This window comes from Actinosynnema sp. NPDC023658, from assembly GCF_040639995.1.
Lineage (GTDB): Bacteria > Actinomycetota > Actinomycetes > Mycobacteriales > Pseudonocardiaceae > Actinosynnema.
This window is the reverse complement of record NZ_JBFAAX010000128.1, coordinates 1-14,388: the sequence shown is the minus strand read 5'-3', so window position 1 is coordinate 14,388 and position 14,388 is coordinate 1. Positions and strand designations below refer to the sequence as shown.

Annotated in this window: 13 protein-coding genes and 1 pseudogene; 10 read left to right on the top strand and 4 right to left on the bottom strand. The window is 71.6% G+C overall.

Annotation, left to right across the window (positions count from 1 at the left end; genetic code table 11):
• The 4 genes and pseudogenes from AB0G02_RS16555 to AB0G02_RS16540 form a co-directional block, all read left to right on the top strand.
• A pseudogene (locus AB0G02_RS16555) lies at positions 1–226 on the top strand (DNA polymerase III subunit gamma/tau); the annotation flags it as partial.
• A 74-nt stretch (positions 227–300) separates the two neighbouring features.
• The gene (locus AB0G02_RS16550; RefSeq protein WP_360794546.1) at positions 301–627 is read left to right on the top strand and encodes a YbaB/EbfC family nucleoid-associated protein; all 327 of its coding nucleotides are present in this window, start codon (positions 301–303) and stop codon (positions 625–627) included.
• On the top strand, positions 627–1,220 hold the full coding sequence (recR, locus tag AB0G02_RS16545) for a recombination mediator RecR (protein WP_123744628.1): 594 nt from the start codon (positions 627–629) through the stop codon (positions 1,218–1,220). The genes AB0G02_RS16550 and recR overlap by 1 nt, the downstream gene beginning before the upstream one ends.
• Complete coding sequence (locus AB0G02_RS16540; protein WP_360794540.1) at positions 1,217–1,717, top strand: hypothetical protein; 501 nt, start codon at positions 1,217–1,219, stop codon at positions 1,715–1,717. Before recR ends, AB0G02_RS16540 begins: the two co-directional genes overlap by 4 nt.
• Before the next feature lie 44 nt (positions 1,718–1,761).
• Here the strand turns inward: AB0G02_RS16540 and AB0G02_RS16535 are convergent, their stop codons facing one another.
• A complete protein-coding gene (locus AB0G02_RS16535) occupies positions 1,762–5,025 on the bottom strand; it encodes a BTAD domain-containing putative transcriptional regulator (protein WP_360794538.1) in 3,264 nt (1,087 codons plus the stop codon).
• Between the two features lie 229 nt (positions 5,026–5,254).
• Between AB0G02_RS16535 and AB0G02_RS16530 the strand changes: the two genes are divergently transcribed.
• From AB0G02_RS16530 to AB0G02_RS16510, 5 genes are all read left to right on the top strand, one after another.
• Positions 5,255–6,931 carry an ABC transporter substrate-binding protein gene (locus AB0G02_RS16530; RefSeq protein WP_360794536.1) on the top strand — a complete coding sequence of 559 codons (1,677 nt, stop codon included), beginning with the start codon at positions 5,255–5,257 and terminating at the stop codon, positions 6,929–6,931.
• 71 nt (positions 6,932–7,002) lie between these two features.
• Positions 7,003–8,007 carry an ABC transporter permease gene (locus tag AB0G02_RS16525; protein WP_360794534.1) on the top strand — a complete coding sequence of 335 codons (1,005 nt, stop codon included), beginning with the start codon at positions 7,003–7,005 and terminating at the stop codon, positions 8,005–8,007.
• Positions 8,004–8,930: an ABC transporter permease gene (locus tag AB0G02_RS16520; RefSeq protein WP_360794532.1), complete on the top strand. Its 927-nt coding sequence runs from the start codon at positions 8,004–8,006 to the stop codon at positions 8,928–8,930. The genes AB0G02_RS16525 and AB0G02_RS16520 overlap by 4 nt, the downstream gene beginning before the upstream one ends.
• Before the next feature lie 5 nt (positions 8,931–8,935).
• Positions 8,936–9,931 (top strand): ABC transporter ATP-binding protein, encoded by a 996-nt coding sequence (locus tag AB0G02_RS16515; protein ID WP_360794530.1) that lies wholly within the window; start codon positions 8,936–8,938, stop codon positions 9,929–9,931.
• Positions 9,932–9,963: 32 nt separating this feature from the next.
• Entirely contained in the window at positions 9,964–11,076 is a 1,113-nt protein-coding gene (locus tag AB0G02_RS16510; protein ID WP_360794544.1) for an ABC transporter ATP-binding protein, read from the top strand.
• Positions 11,077–11,117: 41 nt separating this feature from the next.
• On the opposite strand, the gene AB0G02_RS16505 is transcribed toward AB0G02_RS16510, so the two are convergent.
• Positions 11,118–11,819: an SDR family oxidoreductase gene (locus tag AB0G02_RS16505; protein ID WP_360794528.1), complete on the bottom strand. Its 702-nt coding sequence runs from the start codon at positions 11,817–11,819 to the stop codon at positions 11,118–11,120.
• An 83-nt stretch (positions 11,820–11,902) separates the two neighbouring features.
• On the opposite strand from AB0G02_RS16505, the gene AB0G02_RS16500 reads away from it, so the two are divergent.
• Complete coding sequence (locus tag AB0G02_RS16500; protein ID WP_360794526.1) at positions 11,903–12,334, top strand: helix-turn-helix domain-containing protein; 432 nt, start codon at positions 11,903–11,905, stop codon at positions 12,332–12,334.
• Here the strand turns inward: AB0G02_RS16500 and AB0G02_RS16495 are convergent.
• A complete protein-coding gene (locus tag AB0G02_RS16495; RefSeq protein WP_360794524.1) occupies positions 12,331–12,660 on the bottom strand; it encodes a hypothetical protein in 330 nt (109 codons plus the stop codon). The genes AB0G02_RS16500 and AB0G02_RS16495 overlap by 4 nt on opposite strands.
• Before the next feature lie 160 nt (positions 12,661–12,820).
• A complete protein-coding gene (locus AB0G02_RS16490) occupies positions 12,821–14,194 on the bottom strand; it encodes a hypothetical protein (RefSeq protein ID WP_360794542.1) in 1,374 nt (457 codons plus the stop codon).
• Positions 14,195–14,388: the final 194 nt, after the last annotated feature.

The following is a 14,388-nucleotide window of genomic DNA, read 5'->3' as shown; positions in this document are numbered from 1 at the left end:
CGACGCGAGCCGCCAGCCGTCCGGCCGCCCGCCGGTCGACGACGTGCCGCCGCCCCCCGAGCCGCCGGAGCCCGATGAGCCCCTCCCGCCGGAGCCGGTGGACGAGGAGGAGATGCTGGCCGAGGCCGCCCGACCGGGCGACGCGGACGACCAGCGGCTCGACCCGGAGGCCGTCGTGCTCAAGCTCCTGGCCGACGAGCTCGGTGCGCGGCCGTTGAAGGGCTGATCGACGCGACTACGCTGGTGAACGGCGGCAGACCCCGAAGAGAGGAACCCGCGGTGCAACCCGGTGGGCCCAACATGCAGCAAATCCTCCAGCAGGCGCAGATGATGCAGCAGCAGCTCGCCGCTGCTCAGCAGGAGCTGGCCGAGGCCGAGGTGACCGGCACCGCCGGCGGCGGTCTGGTGACCGCCGTCGTGTCCGGCGGCGGCGAGCTCAAGAGCCTCAGCATCGACCCGAAGGCGGTCGACCCGGACGACGTCGAGACGTTGTCCGACCTGGTGGTCGCGGCCGTGCGCGACGCCAACCGCGCCGCGCAGGAGCTGGCCGCCCAGAAGATGGGTCCGCTGGCCAGCGGCATGGGCGGGATGGACGACCTGGGCGGTCTCGGGAAGCTGTTCGGCTGATGTACGAGGGGCCCGTCCAGGACTTGATCGACGAGCTCGGCAGGTTGCCGGGCGTCGGTCCGAAGAGCGCGCAGCGCATCGCCTTCCACCTGCTCGCCGCGGACCCGGCCGACATCGGCCGGCTCCAGGACGCGTTGCAGAAGGTCAAGGACGGCGTGGTGTTCTGCGACGTGTGCGGCAACGTCTCGGCCGAGGCGACCTGCCGCATCTGTCGCGACCCGCGTCGCGACCTGACCCTGATCTGCGTGGTGGAGGAGCCGAAGGACGTGCTCGCGGTCGAGCGGACCCGTGAGTTCAAGGGCCGCTACCACGTCCTGGGCGGCGCGCTCGACCCGTTGTCGGGCGTCGGGCCGGACCAGCTGCGGATCAGGCAGCTGCTGACCCGGATCGGCACGGACGTGTCGGAGATCATCATCGCCACGGACCCGAACACCGAGGGCGAGGCGACGGCGACGTACCTGGTGCGGATGCTGCGCGACTTCCCGGGCCTCACCGTCACCAGGCTCGCGTCGGGCCTGCCGATGGGCGGGGACCTGGAGTTCGCCGACGAGCTCACCCTCGGTCGGGCCCTGTCCGGTCGGCGCAGCATGTGAGGCTCGTCGCGGTCGACGGGCCGTCGGGCTCGGGCAAGTCGACCTACGCGGCCCGCCTCGTCCGCAGGCTGCGCGCCGAAGGGCTGGGCGCGGCCGTGGTGCCGACCGACCACTTCGCCACCTGGACCGACCCGGTGTCGTGGTGGCCGCGCCTGGTGGCCGACGTCCTGGAGCCGCTCCGGCACGGCCGCGCGGCCCGCTACCAGCGCGTGGACTGGTCGGGCGGCCTGCCGCACCCGGGTGAGTGGGTGGACGTGCCGGTGCCGGACGTGCTGGTCGTCGAGGGCGTCTCGGCGGCCCGCCGGTCGATCGCGCCGCGCCTGGACGAGGCCGTCTGGGTCGAGGTGCCGGACCCGGCCGAGCGGCTGCGCCGTGCGGTGGCCCGGGACGGCGAGCCGAGCCGCGCCCACCTGCTGCGCTGGCAGGCGTTCGAACGCGGCTGGTTCGCGGTGGACGGCACGAAGTCCCGCGCCGACCGGGTGATCATCGTCGACTGATCGGCCCGACGGCCCGCCGCGCACCACCACCGCGGTGGTCGACGCTAGTTCCAGCCGTCGAGCGACGCGCGCACGACGTCCACCTCCGGCGACCCGATGGCGGTGAACGACTCCAGCGCCCTGCGCCAGTGCCTCCGCGCGCCCGCGACGTCGCCGGTCGCGGCCAGGGCGTCGCCCGCCAGGTGGGTAGCCCGCGCCTGCACGCACCGCTGCCCAGTGGTCCCGCTCAGCTCCAGGCACCGCCGCGCCAGGTCGAGCGCCTGGGACACGTCGCCCTGGTCGAACCTGACCCGCCCGAGCACGACCAGCACGTCGGCCTCGGCGATCCGCAGGCGGTAGCGGGCCGCGCTGTCCAGCGCCTGGGTGGCCGAGTACCGGGCCTCGTCCAACCGGCCCGCCGCGCGGTGGACCAGCGCGAGGCTGCGCCGGGCCGCGCAGATGCCCAGCGGGTAGCCGGTCTCCTCCGCGATCCGCAGCGCCTCCGTCGTGCGCTCCACCGCCTCCTCCAGCCGCCCCAGCCCGCCCAGCGCCTCGCCCAGCGCGTTCTTCGCGTCGCACAGGCCCTTGAGGTTCCCCAGGTCCTCCGCGATCGCCGCGGCCCGCTCGGCCTCGCGCGCGGCGTCGGCCCAGCGGCCCCGCATTATGTAGGTCAGCGCCAGGCCCTCGTGCGGGAAGTGCGCGAACCCCCGCGCGCCCGCCCGTTCGTACAGCTCGCCGCACCGCTCGTAGAGCTCCGCGGCCCGCTGCGGCTGCCCCAGGAACAGGTGCACCTCGGCCAGCGCGCGGTGGCTGTCGGCCTGCGTCATCCACGCGCCGAGCCGGTTGCCGACGTCCAGCGCGCCCTCGAACGACGACATCGCCCGGTCCAGCTGCCCGAGTTGCATGTAGACGCCGCCGAGGTTGAGCTGGGCGATGCCCTCCTGCTGCAACGCGCCGATGGCGCGCGTGATCACGAGCGCGCGCTCCAGGTGCTCGGCGGCCTGCTCCAGGTCACCGATGTCGATGCACACCGCGCCCAGGTTCGCCAGCACGGCCGCCTCGACGGCGGGTGCGGCGCCGGTGCGCTGCTGGATCGGGATGGCCCGGCGGAAGTAGTCGACGGCCACCCGGTGCTGGCCGATCGCCCAGTACAGCGTGCCCAGCGACGACAGCATCGCCACCTCGCCCACCGCGTCCTGGGAGGACTGCGCCACGGCCAACCCGGCCTTCGCGGTCGCCAGCCACTCCACCGGCAACCCGATCGTGTAGAAGTAGCGCCGCAACGCGTCGGCCAGCTGCCACACGTCGCGGTCGGGATGTCGGCCGGCGGCGTGGACGACGAGCCCGACCAGGTTGCCGCGCTCGGCGTCCAGCCAGGCCAGCGCCTCCGCCGTGGTCGAGAACAGGCGCGGTGTGACGCCGGCCACGACGTCGTTGCGCGGAAGCCGGAGCAGCGTGCTCTTGAACGCGTCCGTGGCGTTGTCGACCGACCGGATCGACCAGTCCAGCAGCCGCCGCGCGGCCTGCGCGCTCTCCGCCGGGTCGTCCTCGAACTCGCGCCGCTCGGCCGCGTAGTCGCGCAGCAGGTCGTGGAACTGGTAGCGGCCGGGCGCGTGGTTGTCCACGAGGTTCGCCGTGGCCAGCCGGTCGAGCCGACGCCGGGCGTCCTGCGTGGTCAGCCCGCCCAACGCCGCCGCCACGTCCGGGGTGATGTCGCCCGGCGCGAGGCTGAGCAGCCGGAACAGCGACGCCAGCTCGGGCTTCAGCGCCGTGTAGGACAGGTCGAACGCCGCGTGCACGGCGGCCCGCTCGTCACCCTCCACGGCCAGCGCCGCCAGCCGGTTGCCCGCCCGCAGCTCCTCCACGTACGAGGCGATGGTGATCTCCGGCCGGGACAGCAGGTTCGCCGCCGCGATCCGCAGCGCCAGCGGCAGGTGCGCGCACAGCTCGGCCAGCTCGTCGGCCGCCTCCGACTGCGACGCCACCACCTCCGCGCCGAGCATCCCGGCCAGCAGGGCCCGCGTCTCGGCCCGGTCCAGCACGTCCAGCCGCACGTTGGACGCGGCGTGGCTGACGGCGAGCCCGCGCAGGGTGTCCCGGCTGGTCACGAGCACCGCGCACCCCGGCGAGCCGGGCAGCAGCGGCCGGATCTGCTCGGCGTTGGCCGCGTTGTCCAGCACCAGCAGCACCTGCTGGTCGGTCAACCGCGACCGGAACATGGCCTCCTGCTCGTCCTGGTCCAGCGGCACCGACTCGGGGGGCACGCCCTGGGCCCGCAGGAACCGCGGCAGCACGTCCACCGCGCTCAGCGGCGACCCCTGGGCGTACCCGCGCAGGTTCACGTACAGCTGCCCGTCGGGGAAGAAGTGCCGCATCTTGTGCGCCGCGTGCACGGCCAGCGCCGTCTTGCCCACGCCCGGCGGCCCGGCCAACGTGACCACCGGCACACCCTGCGCGGTCCGCAGCAACGCCTCGATCAGCTGAACGGCCTGCTCGCGGCCCACGAAGTCACCGATGTCGGCGGGCAGCTGCGAGGGCACCACCCGGTCCCGCCGCGCCGCCGCGCCCTGACCGGCGTCCAGCGACGGCGCCCCGCCGAGCACCTGCTGGTGCACGCGCCGCAGCTCGTCGCCGGGGTCGATGCCCAGCTGCTCGGCCAGCAGCCCGCTGACCCGCCGGTACGCGCCGAGCGCGTCGGCCTGCCGCCCGGACCGGTACAGCGCGACCATCAGCTGCGCCCACAGCCGCTCCCGCAGCGGGTGCTCGCTGGTCAGCCGGGACAGCTCGGGGATCAGCTCGGCGTGGCGGCCCAGCTCCAGGTCGACCTCGACCCGGCGTTCCTCCACGTGCAGCCGCCGTTCACCCAGCCGAGGCACCTCGTCGCGGTGCAGCACCTCCGACGGCACGTCGACCATCGCCGGTCCCCGCCACAGCGCCAGCGCGGCGGTGAAGATCGCCGACGCCGACTCCAGCCTGCCCGCGGCCCGCTCGCGCTCGCCCTCCTCGACGAGCTGCTCGAACCGCATCACGTCGATCGTGCGCTCGTCGACGTCGATGAGGTAGCCGTCGGGCACGGTCCGGATCGGCACGGCCGGTCCGAGCACCTGCCGCAGCCGCATCACGTAGGTCTGCAACGTGCCGCGCGCCCGCGCGGGCGGGTCGGCGCCCCAGATGTGCTCCGCCAGCTCGTCGACCGACACGCCGGCGCCGGCGCGCATGAGCAACGACACGAGCAGCGAGCGCTGCCGCCCCGCCCGCACCACGATCTGCTCGCCGTCGACCAGCACCTGCAACGGGCCGAGGACGCGGAACTCGACCACAGGGCTCACCGGCGACCTCCCCTCCGCGTGTGCGGGTTGCTGTTGTCCGTTGTACAGCGTAGGAGGGCGTTTGCCCGATCGTCCGTGGTCACGTTGGGTCAGCGAAGATGCGCCGGACGTATCAGAATGTCCAGTCGCGTGGCCGGATCGTGACCTGTGCTGCGCCGGAAGGGTTGTGGGGACCGGTTAGGGTCCCTGACCACACCGTGAGATCCCGGATTTCCCTAGGGGTGTTTTGATGGCTCTTTCCCGAACGGCACGACGCCGATGGACGGCCGCGATCGGCCTGACCGGCGTCGCCGTGCTCGCACTGTCCGCCTGTGCGCAATCCGACCGGGGAGACAACGCGTCCGGCAAGACGGGTGGCACGCTGATCTTCGGCGCGGCCGGCAAGCCGAAGAACTTCGACCCCATCTTCAACGACGACGGTGAGAGCTTCCGCCCGATCCGGCAGATGTACGAGACGCTCGTCACCTACAAGCGGGGCACCGCCGACCTGGCGCCCGGCCTGGCGGACAAGTGGGAGCTCTCCGAGGACGGCAAGAGCGTCACGTTCGACCTGCACAAGAACGTGAAGTTCCACGACGGCACGCCGTTCAACGCCGCCGCGGTCTGCTTCAACTTCGACCGCTGGTTCAACATGAAGGGCTCCGCGGCCCAGAGCCAGATGATCTACTACGGCGACGTCTTCAAGGGCTTCGCCCAGAACGAGGGCGACGCCGGCGGCACGCCGCTGTACAAGTCGTGCGAGGCCAAGGACGAGAACACCGCGGTGCTGAACCTGAACTCGTTCAGCAGCGCGCTGCCGGCCGCGTTCGGCCTGACCTCGTTCTCGATCTCCAGCCCCGAGGCGCTGAAGAAGTACGACGCGGACACCGTCACGCAGTCCGGCGAGTCCTTCAGCTACCCGGCCTACGCCACCGAGCACCCGACGGGCACCGGCCCGTTCAAGTTCGAGAGCTACGACAAGGCCAACAACACGATCACCCTGGTCCGCAACGAGGACTACTACGGTGACAAGGCCAAGCTCGACAAGATCATCTTCAAGGTCATCGAGGACGAGAACGCGCGCAAGCAGGAGCTGAAGGCCGGCACGATCGACGGCTACGACTTCCCGAGCCCGGCGGACTTCAAGTCGCTCAAGAGCGACGGCTTCGACGTGCTGATCCGCCCCGCGTTCAACATCATGTACCTGGGCATCAACGAGGCCAACACGCCGGCCCTCAAGGACGTCCGGGTCCGCCAGGCCATCGCCTACGCGATCAACCGGGACCAGCTGGTCAAGACCAAGCTGCCCGAGGGCGCCGAGGTCGCGACGCAGTTCCAGCCCAAGACGGTCGCGGGCTACGCCGACGACGTGACCAAGTACAACTACGACCCGGCCAAGGCCAAGGAGCTGTTGAAGGCGGCCGGCGCGGAGAACCTCACGCTGAAGTTCTACGTGCCCACCGAGGTCAGCCGGCCGTACATGCCGAACCCGGTGGACTACGCCGCGGCGATGACCGAGGACCTGAAGGCCGTCGGCATCACCATCGAGACGGTGTCCCGCCCCTGGAACGGCGGCTACAAGGACGACGTGCAGAAGCTCGGCAAGCACGACCTGCACCTGCTCGGCTGGACCGGTGACTACAACGACGCGGGCAACTTCCCCGGCACGTTCTTCGGCCGGGAGAAGAAGGAGTTCGGCTTCACCGACAAGGCGCTGTTCGACCAGATCGCGGCGGCCGACGCCGTCGTCGACCCGGACAAGCACGCCGACGCGTGGAAGCAGGTCAACCGCGACCTGATGAGCAAGTACCTGCCCGCCGTGCCGATCTCCCACTCGCCCCCCGGCATCGTGGTGAACAAGAACATCAAGGGACTGGTCCCCAGCCCCCTGACCGACGAGCGCTTCGACACGGTGACCAAGGACTGACCCGTCCAAGCCCATGAGTGGTGGCGCTCGAACCGGGGCGCCACCACTCGTGCTGTTCCGAGGACCACGACATGCTGCGATTCACCATTCGCCGCCTGCTGCAAGCGATACCCACGCTCTTCGTCCTGTCGGTGTTGGTGTTCGCCTGGCTGCGCTCGCTGCCGGGTGGTCCGGCCACCGCGCTGCTGGGTGACAAGGCCACCCCGGAGAAGATCGCCGCCCTGGAGAGGGTCATGGGGCTCGACCAGCCCCTCTACCTCCAGTACTTCAACTTCCTGGGCCGGATGCTGACCGGCGACATGGGCAACTCGATCATCTCCGCGGACCCCGTGCTGGAGGAGATCGGCCGCTCGCTGCCGGCCACGATCGAGCTGTCGGCCGTCGCGCTGCTGTTCGCCGTGCTGCTGGGCATCCCGCTGGGCTACCTGTCCGCGAGCTACCGGGGGCGGTTCTTCGACAACGCCACGATCCTGGGCACGCTGACCGGTGTCGCCGTGCCGGTGTTCTTCCTGGGCATCGTGCTCAAGTACGTGTTCGCCCAGGAGCTCGGCCTGCTGCCGCCGTCCAGCCGCCAGGACGCGGACATCGACGCCACCCGGGTCACCGGCTTCGCGACGCTCGACGGCATCCTCACCGGCGAGTGGGACGCCACGCTGAACGCGCTGTGGCACCTGGTGCTGCCCGCGATCGCGCTGAGCAGCATCCCGCTCGCGGTGATCGTGCGGATCACCCGCGCGTCCGTGCTGGACGTCCTCAACGAGGACTTCATCCGCACCGCCAACGCCAAGGGCCTGCAGGCGACCGTCGTGCGCACCCGGCACGTGCTGCGCAACGCGCTGCTGCCGGTGTCGACCACCATCGGCCTGCAGACCGGGTTGCTGCTCGGTGGCGCGGTGCTGACCGAGAAGGTGTTCGTCTGGGGCGGTCTCGGCTCGTTGCTGAGCGAGGGCATCCAGCGCCGCGACTACCCCCGGCTGCAGGCGTTGATCCTGCTCGCCGCCGGGGTGTACGTCCTGGTCAACCTGCTGGTCGACATCTCCTACGCCATCATCGACCCGAGGGTGCGGACGTCATGACCTCCTTGGTGGACCGCAAGAAGAAGAAGGTCGACGAGCTGGCGGAGTCGGCGGGCACCAGCCTCGCGGCGGACGCGTTCCGGCGGATGGCGCGCAACCCCGTCGCGATCACCGGCGCGGTCATCGTGCTGGCGTTCGTGCTGCTGTCGATCTTCGCGCCGTTCCTGGCGCCGAAGGACCCGTTCGCGCGGTACCCGGAGCTGCTGGAGAACCTGCGGGCCGACTCGATCCCCGGCCCGCAGCCCGGGTTCCTGCTCGGCAGCGACGAGTTCGGGCGCGACTTCTTCAGCCGCCTGCTGGTGGCCTCGCAGCAGTCGCTCATCGTCGGTGTCGTGGCGACGCTGGTCGGCGGGTTCATCGGGATGGTCATCGGCGGCGTGGCGGGCGCGGTGGGCGGCTGGGTCGACTCGCTGCTGATGCGGCTGACCGACATCCTGCTGTCCGTGCCGAGCCTGCTGCTGGCGATCTCGATCGCGGCGCTGGCCAGCCGCGGCAGCCAGACCACGGTGATCATCGCGGTGGCCGTGGTCAGCGTGCCGATCTTCGCCCGCCTGCTGCGCGGCTCGATGCTCGCCCAGCGGCACAGCGACCACGTGCTGGCCGCCACGGCGCTGGGCGTGAAGCGGCGCACCATCGTGTTCCGGCACATGCTGCCGAACTCGCTGGGCCCGGTGATCGTGCAGGCCACGCTGACCCTGGCGACGGCGATCATCGAGGCCGCGTCGCTGTCGTTCCTCGGTCTCGGCGACCCCGACCCCAACCGCGCGGAGTGGGGCCTGATGCTGAGCAAGTCGCAGGCCTACATCGACGTGAAGTTCGAGCTGGCGCTGTTCCCGGCCCTCGCCATCATCGTCGTCGCGCTGGGCTTCACGCTGCTCGGTGAGTCGCTGCGCGAGGCCCTCGACCCGAAGAACCGGAGGTAGCCGCGGTGGCGCTACTGGAAGTGCGTGACCTCACCGTGGTCTTCGAACGCAAGGGCACCCAGCCCTTCACCGCCGTGGACCACGTGAGCTTCGACGTGGAGCCGGGGCAGACGGTCGGCCTGGTCGGTGAGTCCGGCTGCGGCAAGTCGGTGACGTCCCTGGCGGTCATGGGGCTGCTGCCCAAGCGCGGCGCCCGGGTCACCGGGTCGGTGCGGTACGAGGGCGTGGACCTGCTGACGCTGCGGGACCGCGAGATGCGCGACCGGCGCGGTCGCGACCTGGCCATGGTGTTCCAGGACCCGTTGTCGTCGCTGAACCCGGTGATCCCGATCGGCATCCAGGTGACCGAGGTGCTGGAGCGGCACCGCGACATGCCGCGCAAGAAGGCGATGGTCGAGGCGGCCGAGCTGCTGGACAAGGTCGGCATCCCCGACCCGAAGCGGCGGCTGACCGAGTACCCGCACCAGCTGTCCGGCGGCATGCGGCAGCGCGCGCTGATCGCGATCGCGCTGGCGTGCCGACCCCGCCTGCTGATCGCGGACGAGCCGACGACGGCGCTCGACGTGACGATCCAGGCGCAGATCCTGGCGTTGCTCAAGGAGCTGGTGCGCGACATGGACACCGCGCTGGTCATGATCACGCACGACCTGGGCGTGGTCGCGGGCCTGTGCGACGAGGTGAACGTCCTCTACGCCGGTCGCGTGGTGGAGAAGGCGCAGCGGCACGAGCTGTTCGCCGAGCCGCGGCACCCGTACACCTACGGCCTGCTGTCGTCGATCCCGCGGCTGGACGCGCCGCGCGGCGAGAAGCTCAACCCGATCCGCGGTTCGGTGTCGGACAACATCCCGTGGTCGCAGGGGTGCGCGTTCGCGCCCCGGTGCCCCAACAGGCTGGACGTGTGCGTGCAGGTGACGCCGGAGCAGGAGGACATCGGCGGCGGCCGGTTGCTGCGCTGCCACAACCCGGTGAAGCCGACGGTGGCCGAGGAGGTGTCGGTGTGAGCACGGCGGTCACCCCGGAGTCGGGGACGTCCCTGCCCGGGCAGGCGGACACGCTGGTGTCCGTCGAGGGCATCAAGGTCCACTTCCCGATCAAGCGCGGCGTGGTGCTCGACCGCACGGTCGGCCACGTGTACGCGGTGGACGGCGTCGACCTGTCGGTGCGGCGCGGCGAGACCTACGGCCTGGTCGGGGAGTCGGGCTGCGGCAAGTCCACCCTCGGGCGGGCGGTGCTGCGGCTCACCGAACCGACCGCGGGCCGGGTCGTGTTCGACGGCACGGACCTGTCGACGATGAAGGGCGAGGACCTGCGGCGGATGCGCCGCCGGATGCAGATGGTGTTCCAGGACCCCATGTCGTCCCTGGACCCGCGGCAGTCGGTGGAGTCGATCCTGGTCGAGGGCCTGCGGGCGCACGGCCTGGACAAGGGCCGCGAGGCGACCGGCAGGCGACTGCGCGAGCTGCTGTCCGCGGTCGGGCTGCCCAGCACGTCGCTGCGCAAGTACCCGCACGAGTTCTCCGGCGGTCAGCGGCAGCGCATCGGCATCGCGCGGGCGCTGGCGGTCGAACCGGACCTGATCATCGCGGACGAGCCGGTGTCCGCGCTGGACGTGTCGGTGCAGGCGCAGGTCGTCAACCTGCTGGAGGAGCTGCAGGACGAGTTCGGGCTCACCTACCTGGTGATCGCGCACGACCTCGCCGTGGTGCGGCACATCTCCGACCGGGTCGGCGTGATGTACCTGGGCGGCCTGGTGGAGGAGGCGACCTCGGACGACCTCTACGCCGAGCCGCTGCACCCGTACACCAAGGCGCTCCTGTCCGCGATCCCCGTGCCGGACCCGGTGGTGGAGGACCGGCGGGAGCGCATCCTGCTGACCGGCGACCTCCCGTCGCCCGCGAACCCGCCGACGGGCTGCCGCTTCCACACCCGCTGCCCGTGGAAGCAGGCGACCCGCTGCGACACCGAGCGGCCCGAGCTGCGCGAGGTGCTGCCGGGGCACAAGGTGGCCTGCCACTGGGCGGAGGACATCCGCGGGGGCAGGATCCGGCCGCACGCGGTCGAGCCCGAGCTGATCGAGGAGGACGGCCTCTCGCCGGACGTCCCGCTGGTCGGCCCGGCCTCGGTGACGGAGGCGTTGAACCCGTGAGCCGCGGGTCCGGGGGCGCCGCGGCGCCCCCGGACGCGTCGTCACACCACCTGCGGGTAGAGGGTGCGCGGGTCGGCGGACAGCGCGGCCTTCAGCTCGACGACCCCCTGGTCGGCCAGCACCTCGACGAGGTCGGCCTCGATGCCGTCCAGGGCGGCGCGGACCACGTCGGCGGGGTCGTTCTTCGGCACGTCGAGGTCCGCGGTCATGTCGGTGTCCGTCGGGCCCAGGTGCACGCCGGTGACCAGCGTGCCCTGGCCCGCGAGCTCCACCCGGACGCCGTTGGTGAGGCTCCACTGCGCCGCCTTGGCCGCGCTGTAGGCCGTGGCGCGGTCGTAGGACACCCACGACATCGACGACAGCACGTTCAGGATCGCGCCGCCGCCGTTGGCCGCGAGGACCGGCGCGAACGCCCGGATCACGTCCAGCGTGCCGTAGAAGTTCGTGTCCATGTCCAGCCGGATCGCGGCCGGGTCGCCGGTGACGAGGTTCGCGCCGGTGATCACGCCCGCGTTGTTGACCAGCAGGTCCACGTCGCCGGCGGCGGCGGCCGCGGTGGCGACCGACGCCGGGTCGGTGATGTCCAGCGTCAGCACCTCGACGCCCGGCAGGTCGACCGCGTCGGCGTTGCGCGCGGTCGCGTAGACCTTCGCCGCACCCCGTTCCAGCAACTGCCGCGCGAAGTGCCGGCCGAGGCCGCGGTTGGCTCCGGTGACCAGGGCGACCGAGTTGGCGATCTTCATGGTGCATCCCCCGTAAGTTGAGTTGGCTTTTCCAACCTAGCCTGGCTGGATCGGGGTGCACAAACCGGGCGATACTGGGGACCATGGGCGCTCCCGACGACTCCGACTGCTCCCTGGCCAAGGCGGTGGAACTCGTCGGCGAGCGCTGGACCTTCTTCGTGCTGAACGAGGCGCTGCTGGGCGCGAGCCGCTTCTCCGAGTTCCGCTCCCGGCTCGGCATCGCGTCCGACGTGCTGGCCGCGCGGCTGTCGAAGCTGGTCGACAGCGGGCTGCTGACCAGGCAGGAGTACCGGGAGCCGGGGCAGCGCCCGCGTGACTGCTACCGCCTCACCGACTCGGGCCGGCGGCTGAGCGTGGTGCTGTGCGCGTTGCAGCAGTGGGGCGACGAGCACTTCCCGGACATCGCGTCGAACGTGGCGTACCGGACGGCCGACGGACGTGCGGTGTCCGTGCGGTTCGTGGACGACGAGGGCGTCGTGACGCCGGTCGACGAGGTCTGCTCGGAGCGGTCCTAGCGCCCCGGCCGCTCCTGGCGGTCCCGGCGGCTGTCGGGTCGTCCGTAGAGGGCGCGCAGGACCACCAGGCAGACGACCTGGCCGCCCAGCGCGACCAGGGCGTGCACGAGCCAGGCGCCGGCGAGGGTGGGTCCGCCCCAGGCCCCGCCGAACCGCGGGTCGGGGGTGAACAGGTGGCCGATCGCGCCGATGTTCTCCGGCCACAGCGGGTAGAGCCAGCCGCGCACCGCGAGGTAGGCGGCGAGCACCACGGGCACCACTGCGGCGAGGGCGCGGCCGGTGCCGGGGCGCGGGTGGAGGCCGAACCGTGCGGCGAGTGTCGTCATGGCGGGGACGCTAGGCGTGCGACCGGGCCCGGGTCGTCACACCGCGGAGCCACGTCCGGGGTGGTACCGGGGTAGTACGAGCCCGGGGGGGGGGGGCGCCCCCCGCCCCCGGGCCGCCCCCCCCGGGGCGGGGGGGGGCGGGTCCCTCACGCCGCCGCCCCTAACCGCCCGGGCGCCCGCGGGGGGCCCGGAGTTTGGGCCGCCCCCCCCCCCGCCCGCTGCACTGTTGTCGACCCCTCGTCGACAGGAAGGCGCACCGTGTCCACTCCGTACACCCGGCGGTCGGGTGCGCTGTCGCGGCGCCGGGACCGCCGCGCCAGTGGGTGTGCGGTGGTGAACGCGTTCGAGCGCCGGGCCGGGGTGGTCCAGCGTCCCCTCGCGGCACGGGATCGTGCGGTCCGCCGGCCTGACGGGATTCCTCGCGATGCCTGTTGATCTTGATCCGTCGTTGGTCGGCGATATCGGCATGATCTTGTTGGCGGGGCAGGAGATTCCGCGGATCAGTTCGGCCGAGGCTTATGAGTTGGCGCGGGGTTGGGCGGCGCTGTCGGTTGGGTTGGCGGGGGCGGCCGGTGGTGTGGCGGGGTTGTCGGGTGTGGTGGAGGGGGGTGTTGGTGAGGCGGTCGGGCGTGCTTTTCGTGGTTATGTGGATGGTTTGGGTGGGGTGGTTCCGCGTTTGGTGGTGGTGGCGGGGGAGCAGTCGCGGGGTTTGCATGCTCTGGCGTTGCAGGTGGAGCACGCGGAGTATTCGATCGTGATCGAGTTGGCTTTTTTCGGTCAGATGGTGTTGTGGGCTGCGGCGAGTCCTTTCACGGCGGGTTGGGTGCCGCAGATCGTGGCGTGCGGCCGGTTGGCGGTGGGGCGGGTTCTGGAGCGGTTGAACTGGTCTGTGCAGTTGTTGCGGCAGGCGTTGGAGGAGGCCGCGGGGGAGATGGCGCAGGATGCGTTGGCGCAGTTGGCGCAGTTCTGGGAGCGGAATCGGGAGGAGTGGGATGTCGCGAGCACGTTGTTGTCGGGTGCGGGTGGTGGGTTGGCTGGTGGGTTGATCGGTGGGGGTTATTTGTTGGGTCGGAAGGTGGCGCCGGATTCGGTGGGCAGTCCGTTTTTCGCGGCTGGTGTGGAGGGTGCGGGTGAGGGTGGGGCGGGCGTGATCATGGCGGGGGCGACGGGGCAGGGTTTGGAGGATGTGTGGATGGGGGTGGTGAGTGGTGCGTTCACGGGGGGTTTCGAGGCCGGGTTGAATCGGTTGGTGGGTGGGGATGGTCTGGGTGGTGCGGAGGAGGGGGAGTCGGAGGAGAAGGTTGAGGACACCGGGGAGGGGGTGTGGCCGGAATCCGGGCAGGGAACCGGAGAGCCGACGCCGGAACAACCCACTTCCGACTCTCCCGCTCCCGAAGTTCCCGCTTTCGCGGTGTTTCCCACCGAGAAACCGGATTCCGAGCAGCCTGGTGCCGAAGAACCCGGCGTCGGGGAGCCGACTTTCGATCAGCCTGGCGCCGGAGAACCGGGTGCCGCAGAACCGGGTCCCGAGCAGCCTGGTGCTGAAGAGCCGGGCATCGGAGAACCGGGCACCGGGGAGCCGGCCTTCGAGCAGATGGGCACTGGGGTGCCCGTGGACGAGGACGTGGTGGACCCGGTCGCGCCCGGGGCTACCGGCCAGGACGGGCTCGGACGCGCCACCGGCATCGGTGCGGGCGTCCTGCTCGCGGGCGGTGCGGTAGCCGTAGC

Bases quoted from the DNA above. Each gene is read 5' to 3' on its own strand.
- AB0G02_RS16550 (WP_360794546.1), top strand. From the start codon at position 301: ATGCAGCAAATCCTCCAGCAGGCGCAGATGATGCAGCAGCAGCTCGCC.
- recR (WP_123744628.1), top strand. From the start codon at position 627: ATGTACGAGGGGCCCGTCCAGGACTTGATCGACGAGCTCGGCAGGTTG.
- AB0G02_RS16530 (WP_360794536.1), top strand. From the start codon at position 5,255: ATGGCTCTTTCCCGAACGGCACGACGCCGATGGACGGCCGCGATCGGC.
- AB0G02_RS16525 (WP_360794534.1), top strand. From the start codon at position 7,003: ATGCTGCGATTCACCATTCGCCGCCTGCTGCAAGCGATACCCACGCTC.
- AB0G02_RS16520 (WP_360794532.1), top strand. From the start codon at position 8,004: ATGACCTCCTTGGTGGACCGCAAGAAGAAGAAGGTCGACGAGCTGGCG.
- AB0G02_RS16505 (WP_360794528.1), bottom strand. From the start codon at position 11,819: ATGAAGATCGCCAACTCGGTCGCCCTGGTCACCGGAGCCAACCGCGGC.
- AB0G02_RS16500 (WP_360794526.1), top strand. From the start codon at position 11,903: ATGGGCGCTCCCGACGACTCCGACTGCTCCCTGGCCAAGGCGGTGGAA.
- AB0G02_RS16495 (WP_360794524.1), bottom strand. From the start codon at position 12,660: ATGACGACACTCGCCGCACGGTTCGGCCTCCACCCGCGCCCCGGCACC.